This is a genomic window from Pseudoalteromonas sp. CO325X, assembly GCF_004208955.1.
GTDB lineage: Bacteria > Pseudomonadota > Gammaproteobacteria > Enterobacterales > Alteromonadaceae > Pseudoalteromonas > Pseudoalteromonas ruthenica.
Window position 1 is genome coordinate 39,471 of record NZ_SGPG01000011.1, and the last position, 23,710, is coordinate 63,180.

The 23,710-nt window shown below is 47.3% G+C and carries 19 protein-coding genes; 6 read left to right on the top strand and 13 right to left on the bottom strand.

Features of this window, described 5'->3' with window-relative positions; all coding sequences use genetic code 11:
- Window positions 1-169 precede the first annotated feature (169 nt).
- Window positions 170-364 (bottom strand): hypothetical protein, encoded by a 195-nt coding sequence (locus tag EXT46_RS04460; protein WP_130145451.1) that lies wholly within the window; start codon window positions 362-364, stop codon window positions 170-172.
- Window positions 365-801: 437 nt separating this feature from the next.
- Between EXT46_RS04460 and EXT46_RS18975 the strand changes: the two genes are divergently transcribed.
- Both EXT46_RS18975 and EXT46_RS04465 read left to right on the top strand, forming a co-directional pair.
- Window positions 802-1,143: a hypothetical protein gene (locus tag EXT46_RS18975; RefSeq protein ID WP_240701083.1), complete on the top strand. Its 342-nt coding sequence runs from the start codon at window positions 802-804 to the stop codon at window positions 1,141-1,143.
- The gene (locus EXT46_RS04465) at window positions 1,104-2,210 is read left to right on the top strand and encodes a S41 family peptidase (protein ID WP_240701084.1); all 1,107 of its coding nucleotides are present in this window, start codon (window positions 1,104-1,106) and stop codon (window positions 2,208-2,210) included. The genes EXT46_RS18975 and EXT46_RS04465 overlap by 40 nt, the downstream gene beginning before the upstream one ends.
- A gap of 263 nt (window positions 2,211-2,473) precedes the next feature.
- Here EXT46_RS04465 and tesB read toward each other — a convergent pair whose 3' ends face one another.
- Complete coding sequence (gene tesB, locus EXT46_RS04470; RefSeq protein WP_022944321.1) at window positions 2,474-3,331, bottom strand: acyl-CoA thioesterase II; 858 nt, start codon at window positions 3,329-3,331, stop codon at window positions 2,474-2,476.
- A gap of 84 nt (window positions 3,332-3,415) precedes the next feature.
- On the opposite strand from tesB, the gene EXT46_RS04475 reads away from it, so the two are divergent.
- Window positions 3,416-3,877: an EVE domain-containing protein gene (locus EXT46_RS04475; RefSeq protein WP_130145453.1), complete on the top strand. Its 462-nt coding sequence runs from the start codon at window positions 3,416-3,418 to the stop codon at window positions 3,875-3,877.
- A gap of 13 nt (window positions 3,878-3,890) precedes the next feature.
- Here the strand turns inward: EXT46_RS04475 and EXT46_RS04480 are convergent, their stop codons facing one another.
- From EXT46_RS04480 to EXT46_RS04505, 6 genes are all read right to left on the bottom strand, one after another.
- The gene (locus tag EXT46_RS04480) at window positions 3,891-4,679 is read right to left on the bottom strand and encodes a TIGR00266 family protein (RefSeq protein WP_045979791.1); all 789 of its coding nucleotides are present in this window, start codon (window positions 4,677-4,679) and stop codon (window positions 3,891-3,893) included.
- 79 nt (window positions 4,680-4,758) lie between these two features.
- Window positions 4,759-5,418 carry a 3-oxoacid CoA-transferase subunit B gene (locus tag EXT46_RS04485; RefSeq protein ID WP_130145455.1) on the bottom strand — a complete coding sequence of 220 codons (660 nt, stop codon included), beginning with the start codon at window positions 5,416-5,418 and terminating at the stop codon, window positions 4,759-4,761.
- 4 nt (window positions 5,419-5,422) lie between these two features.
- Window positions 5,423-6,121: a CoA transferase subunit A gene (locus EXT46_RS04490; protein WP_130145457.1), complete on the bottom strand. Its 699-nt coding sequence runs from the start codon at window positions 6,119-6,121 to the stop codon at window positions 5,423-5,425.
- An 8-nt stretch (window positions 6,122-6,129) separates the two neighbouring features.
- Entirely contained in the window at window positions 6,130-6,888 is a 759-nt protein-coding gene (locus EXT46_RS04495) for a 3-hydroxybutyrate dehydrogenase (RefSeq protein ID WP_130145459.1), read from the bottom strand.
- A 2-nt stretch (window positions 6,889-6,890) separates the two neighbouring features.
- Window positions 6,891-8,069: a homoserine O-acetyltransferase gene (locus EXT46_RS04500; protein ID WP_205988209.1), complete on the bottom strand. Its 1,179-nt coding sequence runs from the start codon at window positions 8,067-8,069 to the stop codon at window positions 6,891-6,893.
- 12 nt (window positions 8,070-8,081) lie between these two features.
- Window positions 8,082-9,386 carry an SLC13 family permease gene (locus tag EXT46_RS04505; protein WP_130145461.1) on the bottom strand — a complete coding sequence of 435 codons (1,305 nt, stop codon included), beginning with the start codon at window positions 9,384-9,386 and terminating at the stop codon, window positions 8,082-8,084.
- Between the two features lie 285 nt (window positions 9,387-9,671).
- On the opposite strand from EXT46_RS04505, the gene EXT46_RS04510 reads away from it, so the two are divergent.
- The gene (locus EXT46_RS04510; RefSeq protein WP_053911703.1) at window positions 9,672-11,951 is read left to right on the top strand and encodes a TonB-dependent receptor; all 2,280 of its coding nucleotides are present in this window, start codon (window positions 9,672-9,674) and stop codon (window positions 11,949-11,951) included.
- Between the two features lie 130 nt (window positions 11,952-12,081).
- The gene (locus EXT46_RS04515; RefSeq protein ID WP_130145463.1) at window positions 12,082-12,738 is read left to right on the top strand and encodes a response regulator transcription factor; all 657 of its coding nucleotides are present in this window, start codon (window positions 12,082-12,084) and stop codon (window positions 12,736-12,738) included.
- A 187-nt stretch (window positions 12,739-12,925) separates the two neighbouring features.
- Here EXT46_RS04515 and EXT46_RS04520 read toward each other — a convergent pair whose 3' ends face one another.
- Window positions 12,926-16,372: a PAS domain-containing hybrid sensor histidine kinase/response regulator gene (locus tag EXT46_RS04520; RefSeq protein WP_130145465.1), complete on the bottom strand. Its 3,447-nt coding sequence runs from the start codon at window positions 16,370-16,372 to the stop codon at window positions 12,926-12,928.
- Window positions 16,373-16,500: 128 nt separating this feature from the next.
- Between EXT46_RS04520 and EXT46_RS04525 the strand changes: the two genes are divergently transcribed.
- On the top strand, window positions 16,501-19,464 hold the full coding sequence (locus tag EXT46_RS04525) for a DUF3857 domain-containing transglutaminase family protein (protein ID WP_130145467.1): 2,964 nt from the start codon (window positions 16,501-16,503) through the stop codon (window positions 19,462-19,464).
- On the opposite strand, the gene EXT46_RS04530 is transcribed toward EXT46_RS04525, so the two are convergent.
- The 4 genes from EXT46_RS04530 to EXT46_RS19085 all read right to left on the bottom strand — a co-directional run.
- Window positions 19,458-20,069, bottom strand: a complete 612-nt coding sequence (locus EXT46_RS04530; RefSeq protein ID WP_130145469.1) for a 1-acyl-sn-glycerol-3-phosphate acyltransferase — start codon at window positions 20,067-20,069, stop codon at window positions 19,458-19,460. The genes EXT46_RS04525 and EXT46_RS04530 overlap by 7 nt on opposite strands.
- An 804-nt stretch (window positions 20,070-20,873) precedes the next feature.
- Window positions 20,874-21,542, bottom strand: a complete 669-nt coding sequence (locus tag EXT46_RS04535) for a hypothetical protein (protein WP_130145471.1) — start codon at window positions 21,540-21,542, stop codon at window positions 20,874-20,876.
- A gap of 175 nt (window positions 21,543-21,717) precedes the next feature.
- The gene (locus EXT46_RS04540; protein ID WP_130145473.1) at window positions 21,718-22,803 is read right to left on the bottom strand and encodes a WD40 repeat domain-containing protein; all 1,086 of its coding nucleotides are present in this window, start codon (window positions 22,801-22,803) and stop codon (window positions 21,718-21,720) included.
- 814 nt (window positions 22,804-23,617) lie between these two features.
- The coding region (locus tag EXT46_RS19085; RefSeq protein ID WP_130145475.1) for a hypothetical protein at window positions 23,618-23,710 on the bottom strand (93 nt) is incomplete at its 5' end.

The following is a 23,710-nucleotide window of genomic DNA, read 5'->3' on the forward strand; positions in this document are numbered from 1 at the left end:
CAAGCGTTGTAGGTCAGGCTTTAGCCTGACAACTCAGTGACACAGTTTAGATCTTGTCGGGCCGCCGACAACGGGTTAGAGGAAATGCGCGCCCATTTCCTCTAACAACTCCTAGGGCGCCCGTGATTCGCCAATGCTTACGAACTCAGGTTTTTGTTAAACGCTCCGCTTAGCTTTCAACACGGTTTAACTCGTCGTCCTGACTCGATAAACCTAACTTCGCATCCATGCTCAGTTGTTTTAAGCACACTCCACAACAAAAGCCAATTTCTCCAGCGCGAATCATAACGGGATTAGGTGATACCTGTAGATCAGGCTTTGCCGCCGCCAAAGAAGCCGGTAGCAGGGTGTAGCAGGGTAACACAGGAGCTGTTACCTAGTAGCCTGCCCGTCATATCTGAATTAGTTATCTGTGGGTCAGGCTTTAGCCTGACAACTCAGTGAAATAGTTTAGATACTGCTGGCGACCTGACGATCTCGAGATTTTCTTACACAGTTTTCAGGCTAAAGTCTGACCTACAACTCGTCGCATCCTATATGGGACATGCCCTATAAAAAGTAACTGCGATCATAGACATCGCAGTATCAAAAGGTGCCAGCCTAGGGCTTCACCTATAATAATCTAAACCCCGCATAAAAATAGCGCCCTAAAGCTGCTGGTTGTACATATAGCACTTAATCCGCCGCAAGAGAGCCCTGCTACCAACGCAAATAGATATAAAAGATAGCTCTAGGTTTAATATTTATTAGGGTATAGTACTGACATACCCCCTACTTATATACGAAAGGACTTCGCCACCTATGAAAAAGTTAGCATTTTTACTGTCATTTTTTCCATTGGTATCTACCGCTAGTGACTATAGCTGTGAACAGGAATTTAATTGGCTAAAGAAAACTTTTGAGAACAATGATGCGGGCTTTCAGTATGCGCTATCTCAAAAAGGCGAGAAAAACTACCTCGAACATAATAAAGCATCTCTTAAGGCTATCAAAAATGCCGACGGCATAAGTGACTGCCACCAAAAGCTTCAACAATGGTTGTTATTCTTTCGTGAAGGCCATATAGGACTCAGCCTCAATGTAAAAAAAAAAATAACTCTTCTGTGCACAACTTTAATAAAACAGAGTTTCAACAGCATTTAAATAATAAAAGCAAAGAGGATATAGAAGGCATATGGCGCTTGCCGAGCTATACAGTTGGACTAAAAAAAGAAGGCAGTAATTATAATGGCTATGTGATTGAGTCGACAAATTCAAAGTGGCAACCAGGCCAACTGAAACTTATCCTCAATGAGGAAAATGATGGTACTTATAAAGCCATCTATTATATGGCTGACCATTCTATACGTCATGTAGATTCAGTAGACTTTATAGATCAAAACCATCTTAGTTTGGGGAATAATTGGCTAACCTTATCAAGACAGAACCCCAAAGAAGAGAGCAAAGCTGAAGTTCTTCAATATGTTCAACTTATGGCGTCCAAAACACCATTGGTTAAAAAATTAAGTAAGGAAACGGCCTTACTTAGAATTCCATCATTTTCATATACCGAGAAAAAACATATTGATACCGTCATTAGAAACAACCTAGAAACCATTCTAAATACTGAAAACCTTATCATAGATATACGCGGCAACGGCGGTGGTAGTGATATCAGTTATGAAGAAATATTACCTATCATCTACACCAACCCTATACGCAATGTAGAAGTCGAATTTTTATCAACACCGCTGAATAATTCAAGAATGCTAAAGTTTATCGACGATGAGAATTTCAGTGATGACGATAAAAAGTGGGCCAAAGAGGGTTATAAAACGCTGCAACAACGCCTAGGCCAATTTGTTAATTTGGATGCACAATCAGTTAGCGTAAAGAAGTTAGAAAACGTTAACCCTTTGCCAAAGAAGGTGGGTATTTTAATCGATGAGAGTAATGGCAGCACAGCTGAGCAGTTTTTACTTGCCGCAAAACAAAGCTACAAAGTGAAACTATTAGGTGCTACAACGCGTGGTGTTTTGGATATATCCAATATGCACCAAGTCGATTCCCCAAGTAAGAATATAACGCTGCACTACAGCCTTAGTAAAAGCCTGCGAATTCCAGAAATGACAATTGACGGTAAAGGTATTCAACCTGATTTCTATCTTGATGCAAGTATTCCCGCTTACCAATGGGTTTCTTACACGCGTGGCATGTTAGAAGAGATGTGATCTTTCCCACCTTGATTCGCGCTCAGGTAACTGCTCCTGCGTTACCCGAGTACGGCCGTCCTTGGCGGCAAAGGCCGACCTATAGGTAACCTGTTCGGATAGATTGTCAGGCTAAAGCCTGCCCTACAACGAGTGCTTCCTACAAGAGGCCATCAACGTCGACGGCCCAACAATCATTGTCAGGTTGAAACCTGACCTACAGGCACGCCGTGGACTTTGAAGCGATTTTTAACGCTGCGCTGATGAGCGCAGCAGTTTGATGCCTAGCGCTCGCGCATCACCCCTTCTTGAATAGTCGAAGCTACGAGTTCGCCAGCACGGTTAAAGAACTGCCCACGCACAAGACCGCGTCCGCCGCTAGCGCTGGGGCTGTCAACGCTATACAGCATCCACTCGTCCATACGAAATGGGCGGTGGAACCACATGGCATGATCGATGGTCGCCACTTGCATGCTGGGGTGCATAAATGATTTACCGTGGGGCTGGAGCGCCGTAGGTAGAAACTCGAAGTCAGAAGCGTAGGCTAGCAGATAATTGTGAATACGCTGGTCATCTGGCATCTCGCCATTGGCTTTAAACCAAATGTGCTTCACTGGCTCTGAAACTTCTGGCTTAAAGGGGTTTTGGAAGTTCACCGGGCGCATTTCAATGGGCTTTTCACTGATAAATTTATTGCGGATTGGCTCAGGGATCTGATGAGCGTGCTCTTGATAAAATTCAAGTGCTGGGCGTAGCCCCTCAGGTGCTGGCACATCCGGCATGGCGCTTTGGTGTTCAAGCCCTTGAGATTCACCAGAGAATGACGCCGTCATGTAGAAAATGGGCTTACCATACTGAATAGCGCTGACGCGGCGCGTGCTTAGACTTCGACCATCGCGAATATTTTCGACATCGTAAACAATAGGGCGAGAGGCATCGCCAGGGCGCAGGAAGTACGAGTGCAATGAGTGAACAACGCGCCCTTCTGGCAAAGTTTCCTTCGCAGCCGACAGCGCTTGGCCCATTACTTGGCCACCAAATACCGCTTTAAAGCCAAGGTCTTGGCTGGCACCACGATAAAGACCGAGTTCGATTTCTTCTAACTTGAGTAAGGAAAGTAATTTATCTAATGCTTGGCTCATTGCGTCCTCATTACCACATTGCAGCTAATACAATGATAATACTATACAATGAACCTGATTACCTAGTTCAGCACAGGATAGAGCATGGCTTACTGGTTATTAAAAACAGAGCCCGACGCGTTTTCGTTGGCAGACTTACAAGCCGCCGAAAACGGCACTACGGTATGGGACGGGGTACGCAATTACCAAGCCCGTAATTTTATCCGCGATGGCATGCAAGTGGGTGACAAAGCCTTTATCTATCACTCTAGTTGCAAGGTGCCCGCGATTGTCGGCATCGGTGAAGTGACACGAGGCCCCTATGCCGACCCCACGCAGTTTGATGCCAGTAGTGATTATTATGACCCTAAGGCCACACCAGAGTCGCCACGCTGGTTTAGTGTCGATGTGCAATACCGACAAAGCTTTAAGCAGCCGATAACCTTAAAAGCAATTAAGGCAGACCCCGCCATCGCCGAGCTGGCTTTAAAAAAGTCAGGGCGTTTATCGGTCATGCCGGTGAGCGAACAAGAATGGCAATACCTGTGCGGCATTGCCAAACCGTAATCCAGCTGAGCCCTTAGTCACCGTCAATAAGATCGCCAAGGCCACCTAAGATAGAGCCTTCACCTTGGCGCGAACCGCCAGCTCTCGGGGCATGCTCTAGCACGCGGTCGGCAAGTCGGGAGAATGGTAAACTTTGCACCCACACCGTGCCATGGCCTCGCAACGTGGCTAAAAATAGCCCCTCGCCGCCGAAGAACATTGACCTAAGTCCTTTCACACGCTCAATATCAAAGTCGATATCGCCGCTAAAGCCGACTACACAACCGGTGTCTAAGCGCAGGGTTTCGCCATTTAGACGCTTCTCAACTACCGTGCCCCCGGCATGGGCAAAGGCCATACCATCCCCTTTGAGGTGCTGTAAGATAAACCCTTCACCACCAAAAAAGCCCGCTCCTAGGCGGCGCTGAAAGGCGATATTCACCTCGGTGCCCATCGCCGCACACAGGAATGAATCCTTTTGCAGATACACTTGCTCGCCTAGCTCAGCCATATTTAAAGGAATGATGGAGCCGGGAAAAGGCGCCGCGAAAGCCACACGTTTTTTGCCCTCTCCTTGGTTGGTAAAGTGGGTCATAAACAAGGACTCACCACTGATCATGCGCTTACCCGCACTGAACAGCTTACTCATAAAGCCCTGGTTTACCTGCGAGCCATCGCCCATTTTCGCCTCGTAGCTGATCCCTTCTTCGAGGTAATTCATGGCGCCCGCTTCGGCAATAACTGTTTCACTGGGATCCAGTTCGACCTCCACCATTTGCATCGATTCGCCGATAATTTCGTAATCAATTTCATGACATTGCATTGCACTTTCTCCTTTGCATTAACTGCTTTAGCATGCCGCAAAATACCGCCTTATGCAGCCATGAAAATGTAAGTAAGTTTTACGCCAAGGTCATCTCTGGCACTTCATCGGGGCAGACTAACTGACCCTGAGTCTTGGCTTTGATTTCTTCCACGCTCACACCCGGTGCGCGCTCTAGCAGATGAAAGGCTCCATCTTTTATTTCTAGTAGCGCTAAATCGGTGATCACCTTGTTTATACAACCTACACCGGTTAGAGGAAGCGCGCATTGCTTTAGCAATTTCGAGTCACCATGCTTGCTGGCATGGGTCATAGTACAAATAATGTTTTTAGCACCGGCAACTAAGTCCATGGCACCGCCCATGCCCTTTACCAACTTCTTGGGGATCATCCAGCTAGCAATATTGCCATTTTGGTCCACTTCAAAGGCTCCGAGCACGGTTAAATCGACATGGCCACCTCGGATCATGGCAAAGCTTTCAGCGGAATTAAAAATAGCCGCACCGGTGCGCGCAGTCACCGTTTCTTTACCCGCGTTTATCATATCGGCATCTACTTCTGCCGCAGTTGGGTATTCACCCATTCCCAGTAAGCCGTTTTCCGATTGCAGCATCACATCAATGCCTTGTGGCACATAGTTGGCAACCAAGGTAGGAATACCTATGCCTAAGTTTACATAGTAGCCATCGCGTAATTCCTGAGCCACGCGCTGCGCCATTTGTTCTCGCGTTAATGCCATGCTGTTATCCTCTTACCGTGCGTTTTTCAATGCGCTTTTCAAATTGCCCTTTGATCACCCGCTGCACATAAATACCTGGAGTGTGAATCTCACTGGGCGGCAGCTCACCCGGCTCAACAATTTCTTCCGCTTCAACCACAGTGATTTTACCTGCCGTTGCCGCCATAGGGTTGAAGTTCATCGCCGTATGGCGGTATACACAATTACCATAGCGGTCTGCCTTCCATGCTTTAACAATGGCAAAATCACCGACAATACTCGGTTCCAGCACATAGTCACGGCCATTAAATTGCTTAATCTCTTTCCCTTCGGCCACCACAGTGCCCACCCCAGTAGCGGTGAAAAAGGCGGGAATGCCGGCGCCACCGGAGCGCATCTTCTCCGCTAGGGTGCCCTGCGGCGTTAATTCCACAGCCAATTCACCGCTGAGCAATTGCTGCTCGAACAGTGCATTCTCACCCACATAGGAGGCCACCATTTTTTTAATTTGTCGGTCTTCCAGCAAAATACCTAAGCCAAAACCATCGATGCCACAGTTATTGGAAACCACAGTGAGTCCAGTTGTGCCTCTTTCTTTAATTGCTTTTATCAGACCCTCGGGAATTCCACATAAACCAAAACCACCGGCAATCACGGTCATGTCATTTTCTAACCCTGCCATTGCTTCTTGGTAGCTGCTTACAACTTTATTAAAACCTGCCATGTGCTCTCCTATTGCGCGGTCCAACCGCCATCAAGGGCGATGGCTTGAGCGGTGATATTGCGCGCCGCGTCGGCCATTAAAAAATCAACGGTATGGGCTATTTCATCTAAACCAATAAAGGCCTTTTTCGGCATCGGCGTGAGCATAATGGTATCGATCACTTGCTGCTCGGAAATGCCATGCTGTTTAGCTTGGCTAGCGATTTGCGCCTCCACCAGCGGTGTTTTCACATAGGCAGGACAAATGGTGTTTACGGTAATATCCACATCTCCTGTTTCCAATGCCAACACTTTGCCGAGGCCAATCAAACCGTGCTTGGCAGCCACATACGCCGACTTATACTTGGACGCCACTTGAGCGTGAATAGAGCCAATATTAATGATGCGGCCAAAGTTTTGTTCGCGCATAGCCGGCAACACCGCCTTGGTGAGCATCGCTGGGCCATTAAGCAGCACATCTTGCAGGAGCTGCCATTTATCTAAAGGATAATCCTCTAAGCGCTCCACATGCTGAATACCCGCATTATTAATTAGCACATCAATTGTTGGCTGACTGGCGATAAAGTGCTCTAACGCTGGTAAGTCTGCAACATTCAAGGCGAATCCTTGGGCTCGGATACCTTGCTCTTGCAACACTACTGCTTCAGTTTGGGCACGTTCGCCATCAAGGTCAGTTAACAAAATCTCATGCCCTTGGTTGCCAAGGTGTTCGGCAACGTAGCGGCCAATGCCACTGGCCGCGCCGGTAATTAAAATTCGCTTATTCATGGTTACTCCGCTAAAAACTCGGCAATGACAGGCGCTTTTGTTTGAATCGAGAAAATGCCGTCAAGGTGCCCCCAAATACCGTCTATTTCTTCTATTTTTACGTTCTTTCCTTGTGCTTTTAGCAATTGAGCAAACGCTCGTACTGGGCCTGGGCGCAGCAGTAAGTCATTGCTCGCCGGCATCAATAAAATATCTGCTTTGATTTTTTGTGCAGCAGCACTTAAGTCTTCTTGCATACCGGCACTGTAGAGCTGAGAGGCGCGTACCAAGTACAAAATATGGTTAGCATCTTGGGTCTGAGCGCGAGCAGCGGCCCGTTGATATAAGGTTTGGCTAATGGCCGGTAAAGTACGAATATCTTGCTTAGCACCTTCATCCTGCACTTTAAAATTAGGGAAGCTCGCTTGGTAAATTTTTGGATGCATGGCATCTTGGGTGATATTCAACATGGTGGCCGTCACCCCAGCCAGTGGGCGTTCTCCGTCGTAGTAATTGCCGTTGTTCCAATGGGCGTCAAGGCGAATAGGCAATGCCCACTTCTCTAATGCAGGGACCGTCCAAGCATCCATTTTTGCAGCGCCAATGACATGCACCAACCGCTCGACCATATCGGGGTAGCGCACCGACCACTCTAAGGCTTGAAATGAGCCCATTGACGCGCCTATAACGGCGTGTAATTTGTTAATCCCCAAGCTATCCAACAGACGCTTTTGTACTTCCACAAAATCGCCAATGGTTACCACCGGGAAGTCTAAACCATAGGGCTTTCCGGTTTTAGGGTTGATAGACGCCGGACCGGTGGTGATCACCTGTTCGTTATGCCAATTGGCGTTTACCAAGGTATCAGAGCTGATCACATAATATTTGTTGGTATCAATGGCCTTGCCTGGGCCAATAATCGCATCCCAATACCCGGGCTGGGCATCATCAACACTGTATTTACCGGCAGCATGAGACGTCCCCGAGAAAAAGTGGGTGATGAGAATAACGTTGTCTTTGGCTTCGTTAAGGGTGCCATAGCTTTCCCAACCGACCTGCACCTCGGGCAGGGTCTCGCCCGATTCAGTGGTGTAGTTGGTAAAGGCAAAGCGCTGCTTTTCCACTAGCATAGGGTCGCTTTGCGCACTCGCCCAATGACTGACAATAATTAAAACAACGCCAATGACTTTTAGCATGGACATGGTGTTCACTCCTTAAAATAAGATAAATAAGGCCAGCGCTAGCGCCACGCCAATTAATGGGATCACCGCTGTCAGTGCCGCCATTGACCAGTACGCGCGTTGATGGGTTTCTTTACAAATCGCGCGGATGGTGGTGACCACATAGCCATTATGCGGCAGGGTATCGAGCGCCCCTGAACTGATTGCCACGACACGGTGTAATTGTTCAGGATTGACGCCAGCATCAAGGTAATGAGGAGCGACTAAAGGTAAGGCGATGGCCTGCCCACCGGAGGCGGAACCGGTCAGCCCAGCAATCACGCTCACTGCCACAGCTGCACCTAATAACTCATTACCTGGCATATTAGTCATGACTTCGACCGCCAATTGGAAGGCCTCGGTGTTTTTCGCCACCGCACCAAAACCAACCACGGCACTGGTATTACCGATAGCCATCAGCGCGCCGGTCGTGCCTAAGTTGATAGCACCGCTGAGGTTGTGAAAGTGTTTAAAGTTGATAATCAGCAGTGCGAGTACACCGCCGAGTAATGCCACTATCAAAGCACTTTGCTGTAGGACATCGTGCAAGCTAAAAGACAGCGCGAGCACCACTAGCAAGGGAATAACACCGGTAATGGGGTGCGGATAGTCACGCTCTGGTATTTCCGGGTCATCATCACGACTTTCAAAGCGCTCGCCATTATTTACCGCTTTGGTGATCATCCGTTTCAGCCACCAGTAGCCAGTGATGGCCATAAACACGGCAATCACTAAACTGACTTCCCATGCGGCGTAGGGTGAGGTGCCGAGGTACTTAATGGGGATCCAGTTTTGGATCTCTGGTGAACCCGCCGAGGTCATGGTAAAGGTCACCGAGCCAAACGCGAGCGTAGCGGGAATAAAGCGTCGTGGTAAGTCGGCATCTTTAAACAAGCTAAGCGCCATTGGATAAACCGAAAAGGCGACGATAAATACACTGACGCCACCATAGGTTAACACCGCACAGGCAATAACCACGGCCAAGACCGCGTGCTTCATACCCAGTTTATTCACTATGGCACGGGCAACGCTGTCGGCTGCACCGCTGTCTTCCATAAACTTACCGAATAACGAGCCCAGTAAGAACATGAAAAACCAGGCGCTTAAAAACCCTGCGAAGCCACCCATGTAGGTGCTGACAAAATCCAGCTCAACACCACTGCTAGGAAACAACGCCATATTGCCACTTAGAGCAACAAGCAGCGCACACAGAGGCGCGGCGATAAACAAGTTCATGCCACGCAAAGTCAGAATTATAAGTAAAACTAAGCCACCGATTAGGCCAACCATACTGAGCATAAATGCGCTCCTTCGTTATTATTTTTCTATTAACTGCATCCAGCATAGCACCTAGATGTGCTAACAAAGCTAGTCCCAGTCTGGCTAGAGTGTGCCATAAAATACATAGTACTAAGGTTATAGAAAGACGCCAGGCCTTGATCTATAAGGGCTAGAAGCGCATTAGTACTAAGGTACTAACCCCAAGGAGATGTTTTTCCCCTACATTCACAGTTAATTGACATTTTGCCAACAACCCATAGGGTGAGCACAGCCACCCATAACGACAACAACAGGGGACACAGGATGAACACACTAACTTTAAGGCATTCAAGCATCGCCTTAGCCATTAGTACCGCACTCACGAGCACCACAGCACTGGCTGGCGGTGGTGGCGAAAAAGCTGAGTTGGAACGCATTGAGGTGACTGCGCGTAAATCGGTGGAAAACTTACAAGAGGTGCCGGTGGCGGTTACCTCCATCGGTGAGACCGAGTTATTAGAAAACGGCATTTCGGTAATGACAGAAGTGCAACAATTCTCACCCAATACCACCTTACAAGCTAGTCGCGGCACTAACTCAACAATTACCGCATTTATTCGTGGCGTCGGTCAGCAAGACCCGTTGTGGGGTTATGAACCTGGGGTCGGTATTTACATTGATGATGTGTACGTGGCCCGCCCACAAGGCGCCGTTTTAGATCTCCTTGATGTACAACAAATTGAGGTGTTACGCGGCCCCCAAGGCACACTTTACGGTAAAAATACCATTGGCGGTGCGATAAAATACGTTACCAAAGAAATGACTGGCGATATGACCTTTGATGTTGAAGGTACGGTAGGCAGCTATAATCAGCGCGACTTGAAGATCACCGGGCAACTGCCTTTAGTGGATGACACGCTTTACCTCGGCTATGGCTTTGCCACCTTAAACCGCGATGGTTTCGGGGAGTTCTTAACCTCAGCGCAGCCCGACCAAGACCGTGAGAACTACAACAAAGACCTAACTGCAGCTCGGGTGACCTTAGAGTATCGCCCTAGCGACGATTTGTTCTTCCGCCTCGCTTGGGATAAAACCGACGATGAGTCGAACTCCAAAGGGGGCTACCGCTTACTGCCCAGCCTGCTCACCGATGCTCCCGTGCCAGATAGCGTTTATGATTCTTACACCAGCTTACCAACATGGAATAAGGTTGAGTTAGAAGGTTACAGCCTTACCGCGCGCTGGTATCTCAATAACAGCACTTCATTAAAGTATATTGGCGCGCAGCGCGATAGCTACTCGCCGACCAATATCGACTTTGATAATACCTCAGTGCGCATTTTTGACGTGCCGGCCATCTATGATGACGAGCAAACCACCCACGAATTGCAGCTCAATCACGAAGGCGACAATTACAAGCTTGTTTCCGGTCTCTATTACTTCGATGGTGAGTCTTGCGGGCAATTCCAGGCCATTTTGGAGGTACTTGGACAAAGCTTAGGAGCACCGGGGCTCACTCGTGAGGTGAGTGGTTGCAACAACTCCACCAGCAAAGCGGCTTATATTCAAGGCAGTGTGGATTTAAGTGAGCAGTGGTCGATGACCCTCGGAGCGCGCTACACCCGCGACAGCAAAGAAGCCATTGTTAACAACGGCCTGGTGTTCGACACTGTGTACCCTGAGTCTGGCTGGATCCCAGGCTATGTGCGCCCAGAAGGGCAGCTGGTGCCGACAGTGCTCGATGATGACAAAGATTGGTCACGGTTTACTCCTCGGGTAGGCGTAGAGTATCAATACAATAACGATATTATGTTCTTTGCCAGCTATGCGCAGGGCTTTAAATCGGGCACCTTTAACCCGCGAGCCAGCACCGCCGAGCCAGCCGCTAACCCGGAGATTGTTGACTCCTTTGAGCTCGGTATGAAAAGCGAATGGAACAATAACCTGCGTGCCAATGTCACCTTATTCACCTTAGACCATGAAGATCGCCAATACATTTCGGTACTCCCAGGAGACACCTCTGCCGATTTAAATCAGCGCTTAGGAAATATTGGTAAATCGTCTGCAAACGGTGTGGAGCTCGAGCTTAACTATGTAGCCACCGATGCACTGAGTTTTGATGCCTCACTGGGCTATATTGATGCTGACTTTGAAGAAGTACTCGACACGGATCCAGAGACCGGTGAAGTGTTTGATAAGTCAGACCGCTTTAGTATTTCTAACACCCCAGACTTAACCTTTAATTTAGGCGCGACTTACCGCCTTTACAGCGAGCATGGCGACTGGGTCATAAACGGTAACTATTACCATCGTGGTGACTACGTACTGTTCGAAGAGGACAGCCTGCTAAGCCAAGACAGCTATGGCTTGCTCAACCTAAGCGTTAATTGGTATAGCCCAGACGGCCAGTGGCGAGTGGGTCTGCATGCTAAGAACTTAACTGACGAAGAGTACATGATTGGCGGCTATCAGTTTGTTACGCCTGATCCCACTGACCCCAGTGATGTGAGCAAATACACGCCAGGCTTAGGCGGTGATAATACATTGATCGGTTACTATGGTGACCCTCGCACTGTATCGTTAACCGTTGGCTATCGCTTCTAATGTTCAGCTAGTACAGGTGGCCGGCCTTCCCCCGGTCATGTGGCCACCTTTTTATTCTTAGTCACTCACCGTATGCTCTTGCTGCGGAAGGAAAAATCCCCTATAACGAGGAACACGGAGTTTATATAGGATGTCCAGTGTGCAAGCAATTATTGCCGATGACCACCCGTTATTTCGCAGCGCCTTAAAGCAAGCCGCAGCGCAAGCCATGGCTGATGAGCCCATTTTAGAGGCCAGCGACCTTGATGCACTGTTTAGCGCTTTAGCAAAGCACCCAGAAATAGAACTGGTGTTTCTGGATTTAACCATCCCCGGAGCCCAAGGGCTGGAGGGTCTTGCTCGGCTGCGTAATCAATACCCAGATATTTTGGTGATTATGGTTTCTGCCAACGAGCAAGCACAGATTATTGAACAAGCCATGGCAATTGGTGCCAGTGCTTATATTCCCAAGTCGTCGTCTTTGGATGTGATCAGTGAAGCTATTGCCCAAGTAATTGAGGGGGAAAACTGGCTGCCACCACAAGCCGACATTTGCACCGACAGTAATACCGAACAAGCCCAGTTTGCTCGTAACTTAGAGAAGCTAACCCCGCAACAATATCGAGTATTGAGTATGATTGCCGATGGCATGCTGAATAAACAAATCGCCTATGCGATGTCGATTCAAGAAACCACCATCAAGCAACATGTCTCAGCAATCCTAAAAAAGCTTAACGTGTACAATCGCACTCAAGCGGGTATCTTATTTAAGCAAATGGCCACAGTGGCAGATAATATGGAGAGCTAATCATAGTGCAATCGTCAGCTTCCATACTCTTTAAGCTGACGCACCGTTTCTTTAGTCATAACCTAAATGCGAGCTAATAAAGCATGAACAAATGACGCGAAGTTATCCCCGATAGCCATATCAAAATCCATTAGGCCCCCTTTTCCAATACAACCTTAACTCCCTTTGAAGGTACACTATGCAAAAGCTATTTCGGCTTTAAGCGTTTCAGCATCCGTTTAAGCGCGGGCGTTTTCAGTGGTTTGTAAAGCAGTGGATAACCGCAGTCGCTCACTTGCTCACGAATATTCTCATCGTGATTAGCGGTGTTAATCACAATAGCCATAGTCGTTAAATTCAGCGCACTGATCACCTCTAAGCCGGTGACACCATCGTCAAGTTGATAGTCAGCAATTAAAATATCGGCTTCGCTATGAGCTTGCACATCACGCAGCTGCGCTTGATTACGCGCCACTTGTACTTTGCAGCCCCAGTTCTCTAGCACTTGTGAGAGCGCACTGAGTACATTGTCATCATTATCTAATAGCCAAATACGCAGCCCTTCAAGCTGGTTATCGACATGCCGCGTCTCCACCGGGGAGGAGGTCTCTAAGCCAGTCAGCTCAAAACAAGGTAAGGTAAGAGTAAATTGCGTGCCCTTACCAAGTTGCGAGCCGAGTGTGAGGTTAATGGCTAATACCGAGCAAATGCGCTTACTAATAGCAAGGCCCAAGCCTAACCCCTGCGCCTGCTCTTTGCCTTGCAGTTGTTTAAATTCCTCAAAAATAAGTTCTTGATCTTGCTGAGCAATACCGGAGCCAGTATCTTCCACCATAATCGACAGCTGGCCTTGATGACTTTCGCACAGTAACCGTATTTCACCCTGCTCAGTGTAACGAATGGCATTGCTAAGCAAATTACCCAATACCCGTTTAAGCAAGGCTTTATCAGTCTTGAGCATTACTTCAGCGCCTTGCACTTGAAAGGCGAGCCCTTTGTCTCGGGCTAGAGCACCGTATTCATTGGCCAAAGGTTGCAGCAAGCTCGAAAGAGAGAAATCACTACTATTAACCTTAAAAGAGCCGGACTCTAGCTTGGTTAGCTGCAATATGCTTGATAACAGGTCTTCCGCGCTTGCCAATGAGCTGCGTATATTATTGGCTAGCTCGCTCAGCTCTGTATTGCTGGCTTTTTCACTCATCAACGAGCAGAACAAACTTGCGGCATTGAACGGTTGCAGCAAGTCATGGCTGGCGGCAGCAAAGAAACGCGTTTTGCTCTCGGTGGCTTGCTCGGCCTCGCGTTTTGCCTCTGCTAGGGCATGATTAGTCGCCACCAGTTGCTGGGTGCGCGCTGCAATTTTTTCTTCTAGATTTAAGTTGGCTTGCTCAAGCTCACGCTGCTGGTTTATAAAATCGGTAATATCGGTGTACGTGGTCACAAAGCCGCCACCGGGTAATGGGTGACCCTGCATTTCAAATACCCGTCCATCATTGTGCTGACGTCGATACTTGTAGGCGCTGCCGCGACGCAAGTGGGCTATGCGCTTCTCAACCTCAGTATCAATATCTTGATAGGCGAATAGTCCACGCTCGGCATTAAAACGGATCAACTCGGCAACCGGGCGACCAACGACCAGTGAGTCGTCAGGATACGAAAACATACTTTGATAACCTTGGTTCCATGCAACCAACTTAAGGTCACTATCAACCACACTGATCCCCTGCTCGATGTTTTCGATAGTCGCTTGCAGTAAATCACGGTTAAATCGCAGTACTTGGGAGGCTTCGTCAACGAAATCGGCGACTTGCTCAAAAGGCTGACGTTTCTCATCCTTGGCCACATCGAGTATAAGCCGTGCTGATGCGCCTCCAACTAACGCCGACATCTCGCGTTCAACTCGTTGCTCAATATGTTCTGGGGCTTGTTCTTTCCAGCGACTGGAGCTTGCAGGGAAATAATGGCTTACCAGTGCTTTAGCTCGTTCTGGCTCACTAAAGCGCTGCAACAGCAGCGCCAAGTCTTGATAACTTAGGGCAATATGCCCGCTACGCTGTGGGCTTGCTGTGATGATAAATTTATTACTTTGTAAGCGCTCGGCAAGCTGCGCTGAACTCAGTAAAGGCACACTAATGTATACCAGCGTATTCACCCCAAGAGATAACAATACCGCCTGGCTAAGCTCATCGAGCCCCAATGCAAATAAATCTCGCGGCGCCAACCACTCTATGCCCCAGGGCCCAGTTGATAGCCACAATGCCTCGCCAAACAATGCGGCGTACAAATTGGGTAACAGCAAGGTGTAAAACCAAATTGCAAAACCCGCGATAATCCCCCACTGCGCTCCACGACATGACGCTTTAGACCACCACAAGCCGATAATCATCGCTGGCGCAAACTGCGCAACGAGCGTGAATGACATCAGGCCCATATTGGCTAGAGTATTGCCCTCCGCCAATACCCGGTGACTGGCGTAGCTTAGTAATAACACCGCGACAATCACGGCCCGCCGTGCTTGCAGTAGCTTAAACTTCGAGAGACCGCGATGAGATGAACTTAGTTGTGAGCGCCGTAATAAGAATTGGTTAATGAAGTCGTTGGTGATCATAATCGACAAAACAATGGTAGAGACAATCACCATACTGGTCGCAGCAGAAAACCCACCTAGAAAGGCCAACAATGAGAAACTTGGCGACTGCACTGCAATAGGCAGTGCTAATACAAAGGTGTCATAGCCCACACTCTGGTCTTGAAAATAAACTAAGCCAGCGTAGGCGATGGGCAGAATAAACAGATTAATCAACAACAAATAAATCGGAAATAACCAGCGAGCAGTAACGAGTTGATGTTCATTGTCGTGCTCAATAAAGGCGGTATGAAACTGACGGGGTAAGCACAGGGTCGCTAAAAATCCCAGGCCTACATGTACCCAATACACGTAGGTAGGGCTTGCTGTCGCCGCAACCTGGGCTGAAATATCTTGCTGCTGAGCGGCCGAGTACAGGGCGTGTGGAGAATCGAAAATCTCAAAACAAATAAACAGCCCCACTCCTAAAAAAGCCAACAGTTTAACCACCGACTCAAAAGCAATAGAAGCCATCAACCCGGGGTTATGCTCACTGGGGCGTACCCGGCGAGCACCGAATAAGATGGCAAAAAGCGCCAACAAGGCGGTAATAAAGAAGGTGCTATCTTGCCAAAAATAACCGCCTTGTACCGGCCTATCGGTGAGCATAGCGATACTGGCACTGGTTGCGTTAAGTTGCAACGCAATATAAGGCACGATGGCTATTACCGAGATCAATGACACTAACCCGGAGAGCTGCGACGACTGACCATAACGGGTGGCAAGAAAATCGGCCAAGGAAGTCAGCTGTTGCTGCCGACAAACATGAGCAATACGGCGGTAGATGGCCCAACCAAAGGTGAACAACAAAATGGTGCCGGCGTAGGTCGGTGCTAACCACCAACCATTGTTAGCGGCCTGAGCAGTGGTGCCATAAAAAGCCCAAGAGGTACAGTACACCCCCAACGAAAGGCCATAAATCCAACCACTCGAGTGATTCTTTGTGTGCTTATCGGCATACCAAGCAACAGCAAAAAGCACGCCTAGGTACGCCAAAGCAATCAGGCTAATAACACCAATCGAAAACATCAGAGATCATTTTTTATTATTTTCTGATAGCATAACGATATCTGCTTATAAAAACATCACTGACTTTAGTGCTACCCCCTGCAGGCTACCCACCTAGCATCATGGATGTATGCAACTGAGAAATTATAATGATAAGAATACTGCTTTTATGCTGGCTATTAGCCTGCACCCTTACCCCTAATACGGCCTTAGCCAACTATCAGATAACGCCTGCAGCTGATTGGGTTGCCCCAGCTAAACTGCCCCCTTTGGTTGCAGAAACAATTCCCACAGAGCAACTCTCTGATGGTACTTACTATCGCCTGTTGGAAGATCAGATTCAGGTCCCAGGCGATAACCCCGATGCCGTCAGCCACTACATCCGCTATGTTATGCACGCCACCAACCAAAGCGGTGTCGAGAACATCTCTCAGCTGAACTTGGATTATGATCCCAGCTACCAGCGCATTGAGCTTAACCACCTCCGAGTGATACGCGATGGGCAAGTAATAGATAAAATCCCTACAGCTCAATTAAAAGTGTTGCAGCGAGAAACTGAAGCGGAGCAACTAATTTATGATGGTACGCAAACACTGAATATTATTGTTGATGATGTGCGTCCAGGTGACTCTTTGGATTATGCTTTCACGCGCATTGGTCGTAATCCTATCTACCAAGGCCGCTTTAGCTATTCAGCGCAATTAGACTGGAGTGTGCCGGTCGCCGAGCAATATATCCGTATCGATTGGCAAAAACCACAACCATTACATATTCAACAAAACAATGGCGATGCCCAGATAAACGTAACAGATACGGCGAACGGCAAAGAGTATAATCTGTATATCGCTTCCCCAGACATGCAGCGCTATGACTCGCAAACACCGTTATGGCACGACCCTTATCATATGGTATTTTTTAGCGAGTTTAATCGTTGGCAAGAGGTCGTAGACTGGGCGTTGCCAATGTATCAGCAGGCGCTCTCCACAGGCGATGATATCACTGCCATTGCTGAACAAATACGCCAACAGCACCCTACTTTGCCAGCGCAGATTGGTGCAGCATTAAAGTATACACAAGATGAAATTCGCTATTTAGGCTTGGAAATGGGCAGCAACTCTCACCTGCCAACTCCTGCCCAAGAAACTCTGCAAAACCGCTATGGCGATTGCAAAGACAAAACCGTACTATTAATAAGTATACTGCGCGCACTGGGAGTGGAAGCTCACCCTGCGCTTGTAAACACACAATTAGATAAAGGCTTAGCCGAGACATCCCCCTCATCGGCACGCTTCAACCACGTTTTGGTTACGCTGGAGCACGATGACGAGCGCTACTGGCTTGACCCGACCACCAGTTATCAAACTGGCTCACTGTTAGCATTGAGTGAGCCCGACTTTGGTTATGCGTTAATCGTCAAACCCTCGCAAAATACTCTCACCAGCATGCACAAACCGGTAGAGCGTATTCACCGTGACATCACCGAGCGCTACGAGCTTCCTAATGCCAACGAACCATTGGCACTATTCAGTGTAAAAAGCATATTCAGCGACGCCGATGCCATAAGTAAACGCCAAGAGCTGGCAACCACGGCATTGCAAACGCTCCAAGAAAACTATACCAATTACTACCAAGACTACTTTGCTGGCACCCAGCAAACTCGGCTACCGCAAGTTCGCGAGCACCCACAAAAGGGAGCAATAGAAGTCACTGAGTTTTATCAAATTGACGACTTTTGGAGTGATGAGGAGAATGGCCAGACAGCTTACTTTTACGCTGATGATATTCAAAACGCAATCTATCAACCCGATACTAAAACCCGTATCAGCCCGCTTTATCTGCAGCACCCTTATAACGTTAATTACACCATAGAGGTAAAGTTAAACGAGCGTGACTGGTACTTTAATAATAGTAAGAGCTCTATTGATAACCCTTATTTTTCATTGGCTTCGCAAGTGCGCTTTAGCTCAAATACCCTGACTCTTACATATCAGTTCCGCAGCAAAACAGACCATGTACCAGTTGCAGAAATGCCGGCCTACCTTGACGCTCGAGAGCAACTTCTCGATGCCACCCAATATGGTATCCGCCAAGCTTACAGCCATGTAAATGAAGCCGAGCAGGATAATTTCCTATTACTCGGCTACGCCGTGATAGGCTATTGCATTCTTGCTTTAGTTGTTATCACCGCCTTTGTTACCCTGTGGCGCGTTGAAGCAGGTAAGCGACCGACACTCTCCGAACAACGTTACTACCCCGTTTCGACTGTGAAATTTTGCCTGTATTCGCTGCTCACTTTTAATATTTTTCCTTTTTACTGGTGCTACAAGAACTGGCAATACATTAAGCAGCAGCACAATGAAGCGATGATGCCAATAGCCCGAGGGTTCTTCGCTTGGCTTTGGTACTACCCTCTGTATTTACGTTTTTATCAAGAGGGTAAAGAGCTGGGGACGCAGCAATATCTCCCACCTAAGTGGCTGGCGGTACTCCTTGCGATATTAGTGGTGGTACTGCATATCGCGACATCGTTAGATTTTTACGGCACGGTGTTCTATTTAGTGTGGCCGCTGCTGTGGTTACCCTTGGTAAATTACACGGCGCACATAAATCAGCGTAACGATTCATTGCCTTACTATAGTCGCTGGCGGGTGCGGCAAGTTTTGCTTGCTGTGGTACTGCTGCCCATACTCACCTTAGGTCTGGCCCAAGATATTGGTCTCACCGCCAATGTGGCCGTGGTTTCAGGTGATAAAGTATGGCAGCACGATAAACGCTTTATGCTGCGTCATGGAGTTCTCAATCAAAATGAGCAACTGCTTTATTTTTATTCAGATGCCGCTTGGAATATCCGTGATGATGGCAACGGCATTACCGAGCAAGGCGTATTCAGCTATTACCGTGATCAAGGGCAGCTGCAAGTAGAACGTGCGGACTTTGGTGATATTGTTAATGTGCATACCGAGTTTGCTAACCAAGATGACGGCTACACCACTATTGATATAGAGCGCGCTGATGGCAGTAGCTTTCGGTTAATACTCTCTAGCGAAGAAAAAGGAGACAATAAGTTTGTTCAAGCGCTACAAACCCGTTGGCGACAACCTTTAGCTCAATAACGCGTCTTTCTGACTGCACCAGACACTTGTTGCGGGTACTTGCCCATAGCCGTTGAAAACTGCTGCTGTACTTGCACAAGTGTTTGTTCAATATCATCACTCACATAGATAGCCGGCATTATAACAAACTGCTTCTTGCTGTAGTCCAAAGCCATTGGCACCACAGGGACTTGCGCAGCATTGGCGATATGAATAAAACCGGTTTTCCAATTCGGCATGTGCTTACGTGTGCCCTCAGGAGCGAGTCCTAAAATCAATGCATCGGTCTCATCAAACAACGCCTTCACTTGCCCCACAACACCATTGGCTGCTCGCCTATCAACCGCTATCCCACCCCAATTACGTAGCAGTATACTTAGCGGCCAAATAAAGATGCTGTGCTTACCCAAGAAGCGAATACGTACTTGCAAGTGCATTTTCACTGCAATCGCTATAACAAAATCCCAATTCGATGTATGCGGTGCAACCGCCGCCACAAACTTACTGTGCTCTGGAAACGCGCCTACAACCTGCCAACCGAACCAATTCAACACCTTGGTTCCGAGCCATTGACCAAAGCGACTGTGGGTACGAGGAATGCATGCGGGGATATTTATTTCATTCATAGCAAGGGATAACAGCCTAGTTATAATCTTAGACTGATGCTCAACGACTGTTTAGTCAACTTTTCTGTTAATGCTCCCTTGTAGGTTAGGCTTTAGCCTAACCATGTATGAGAAATAGGTAAATAACATGGTTGTGTACTAAACTCTAGACTCTGGAATGTAACCACCCTCGGCGGTGGCAAGGCTAAAGCCTTGCCTACAACGACACCCCCCGTGAATTGGGTTTCGGCCTACCACACCAGCCCCTGTAGGTTGGGCTTTAGCCTAACTATGTATGAGAAATAGTTAAGCAGCACGGTTGTCTGCTAAGCCCCGGCCTCTCGGGTGTGGCCGTCTTGGGCGGTTGCAGGTTAAAGCCTTACCTACAACATCTGTTTCAGTGGATTGGGTTTTGGCCTGCCACATCAGTCCCTGTAGGTTGGGCTTTAGCCTAACCATGTAAGAGAAATAGTTAAGCAGCACGGTTGTCCGCTAAGCCCCGGCCTCTCGGATGTGACCGCCTTCGGCGGTTGCAGGCTAAAGCTTTGTCTACAGCACCGGTCCCAATAGGTTGGGTTTTGGTCTACAACATCGAACCCTGTAGGTTGGGCTTTAGCCTAACCATATAAGAGAGACAGGTAAGGAACACGGTTGTGGCTAGGCTCTGGCCTCTGGAATATGACCGCCTTTGCCGGTTGCAAGGCTAAAACCTTGCCTACAACATCTGTTTAAGTGGGTTGGGTTTTGGCCTACCACATCAGCCCCTGTAGGTTGGGTCTCAACCCATGGTCTCGGTGCCTAGTTATTTTCAGCCTCTTACCTGGTTTAATCTAATTCTGTTGTACTGAATCTTGCTTCGCTCGTAGGCCTCGATACTTTTATCAATTTGAACCCCTTGCCAAAAGCTTCTTTAGAGTGCCAACTAATTAGAATGAGCGCATCTTCCACTCGATCATCGTCAAAGTCTCCTGTTGCTAACACCGAGTATGACAACCTCTTTGTATTTGTTTCAACATCTATAACTCCCTCAAATGCTTTTTTTTCCTTAAAGTCAGCGTGGAATTGCTTTAGGGTTTTCCCCTTACGAAGATTCTTATCATACTCGTTAACATATGGATAAGCCGTGGCAGGTAAATGAGCGACTGTGTGCTCTGTTAGTATCTCTTGGAGATGACTTTTATATGCACTTTCAGCGTTTGTGTATAAAGCCAAAGCTTTACAGTTAGCGCGAATCATTCTCAGGAGGTGGTACTCGCTTTCCACTATATCGGTATCATGAGTGGCGTCGACTTTTAAGCAATCAGAGAAATGTATATTACTTCCATTGCGCAAGGTAAGGTCATAGTCCAATACCACACTGTCATAGTTAGTAATTATAGATGTGGCTAAACCCGTCACATTATCGACATATATATCAGGCTTTATTTGTTCAGCAACGACACTTGCACAGCCACCCAAAAGGAAAGAACTAATTGTTATAATTATATATTTCATGGCAGTACTATTATATTTTGAGTAGCTGAAAAAATTTGGCTTTAACGTAATTGTTTCGTTGAAGAGGTAGCTAGTATCTATAACCCTATTACCTCACTCTTCGAATTAAGCCAGTTCAAAAATAAGACTCAACTTAAAGCTACAACAATAGCTTCACATTTGGAACAATGGGAGGTTAAAAGGCATATACCCTTAAGGTATCACCTTTATAATCATATGTAGCAATCTCGCGCTTTGCTGGATTGAGAGTGAATTGGACTTCTGAATTAGGCAATGTAGTTATTTCAACGGGTTGATCTTTAAGGTCATACAGCCTGAGACTCTGTTCATCGCCCCGATGTTCTTGCAAAAGGGCATACCGCCCACTTTTTGAAAAGTTATTGTGGCCCAGCCTGTTCACTAGTTCATCAGCTGTAGTTTGATACTTCGACTCAACACGCACATGGTTATCTTGCCACTGAATTTCATAGAGTTCTTTATTCGTTGCTAACCAAATTCTCTCAGACCACTTTCCGAAGGAAAATTCTTCCTCAAACCGAAGGGGCTGATCAAGAAATTCATTCTTTTTGTAGTCCCAAAATTGAATCTCATTATCCACGTTGAATATGAGCACCCCATGCTCTTCATTGAGTACTTTATGACTTTTAACTATGCCACTTACTTCAACCTTATTAATGAGTTCAGCATCACTAAGTGACCATACCTGCAGGTCTGACTTATCAAAAAGCCAAGTGGAAGTGTCACGCTGCATAGATACCACTTGATAACCCATTGCAAAATCATCTCGCGGGTGAAAACCATATACACCAAGTGGTTCCGACTGTTGCGCTAGCGCATTGATTTTCAGCAGTTGGTAGCCACTTGAAAGCATATAGTGACCAGAGGGACTGATATCTAGACCATAACTGCTCGGCAGCTCCGCTTCAGGAATGGTAGTGAGCTCTCCTTGGTTGGAGATTTTGTGTAGACTTCGATCCGCAAAGAAGTATAAAGCTTTATCGGCTACATTAACTCTACTTTCGTCTATTGCTTCATCAATATTTAAGGTTTTCATATCACCATCATTGGAAAGCAGATAAACCTTATTGGCCAAGTTAGATGAAACAACGAGAAATTCTCCATTGGGCGTGTAGCTTAGATAGGAAATGCTAGCCCCCTCTGAGAAATCAAACTGTTGCTCATATTTTATTTTTAGTTTTGTTTCACTAGCATCTACAAAAAACGAAAAAAATAGCAGTGCTATAAGTAAATTTCTTATCATTTTTTCGCTACCACAAATCCATAGTAATAAGTCATGAAGTCCGACAGAGTCAGGTGGCGTTTACGATTATAAGAGTGAAGGGGAACCTTACCATTTTCTAAGCCCCAAGTAGCAACATGCAAGTTGCAACACAATATAAAGAAAGCATTTGGCCCGCAGAGACCCACTGCTAACTGTTTAACCTTAAGTGGCTCTTTCACTCTATCTTCAACAGCTCCTTTTAAAAAATCAGCATATCCACCACCTTTAAGCTTACAAGGAGGTTTTCTGCGCCATAAAATATGGAAAACTGAATTGAGTAATGTAGAGGAGAGTTAGATTGGGTTAGAGTTGAGGTCAAACCTGTCATTTTAATTCCTTTTAAAAATGAGCCTAAATTTTAGGCAAGATTATTGAATACACAAATTAGTAATGCAATAGAAATATTAAGAGCTTAGTAATTGTAAATTTGGCTTAAAGGAGTTGGTGTATAGCGGCGTCTCGCAGCCGCAAGGCTGAAGCCTTGTCTACTACCTCTATCCCTGTGAGTTGGGTTTCGGCCTACCACATAGACTCCTGTAGGTTGGGCTTTAGCCTAACCATGTAAGAGAGACAGGTAAGGAACACGGTTGTGGCTAGGTACTGGCCTCTGGAATGTGGCCACCTTTGGCGGTTGCAAGGCTGAAGCCTTGCCTACAACCTCTATCCCTTTGAGTTGGGTTTCGGCCTACCACATCAGTCCCTGTAGGTTGGGCTTTAGCCTAACCTTCAATAACACTCGAATTTCAGGCATAAAAAAAGGCCGCCTAAGCGACCTTTTTCTCGAGAGTAGCTATTACTCTACGATTGATGCTACAACACCAGCACCAACTGTACGGCCACCTTCACGGATTGCGAAGCGTAGACCTTCATCCATCGCGATTGGGCA